Below are 461 nucleotides of genomic sequence, written 5' to 3' on the forward strand. Positions count from 1 at the left end.
GCGAGTCCGACCCGCGACGAGGCGAGGTCGAACACGGCCGCGACGAGGAACCCGAAGCCGAGACCGGAGAGAACCACGTCTTCGGCGGCCCGTGCTGCCGCCGCTCCAACTGACGCCTCGGGGTGGTACGTCCACCCGACGAGCGCGGCGAGCGAGGCGTCGAAGCCGACCGCGAGGAGTGCGCTCGCGGCGACGACGGCGAGTCCCGGCGCGAGAGCCGCCGCCGGCGCGTCGGTGATGCGGGAGCGCTCGGGGAGACCGAACGACGGCGGGACACCGCGATAGCGCGCGTAGACGAGCGTCGGAACCGCGAGGCCGGCGACGTTCGGCGACGCGAGCGCGCCGACTACCGGGACGCCGAGAAGTCTGAGCGACACCCAGTAGCTGGCCGCGCTCGCGACTGCGAGACAGGCGAGAAACAGCCCGATTCGACCGAGTTCGGATGCTTCGCTGGGGAGCGA

Annotated in this window: 1 pseudogene; it reads right to left on the minus strand. The window is 72.5% G+C overall.

What is annotated here, in order from left to right:
* A pseudogene (locus tag DVK07_RS22570) lies at positions 1-461 on the minus strand (hypothetical protein); the annotation flags it as partial.

Origin of the sequence: Halorubrum sp. Atlit-26R (assembly GCF_003666015.1) — an archaeon.
Classification (GTDB): Archaea; Halobacteriota; Halobacteria; order Halobacteriales; family Haloferacaceae; genus Halorubrum.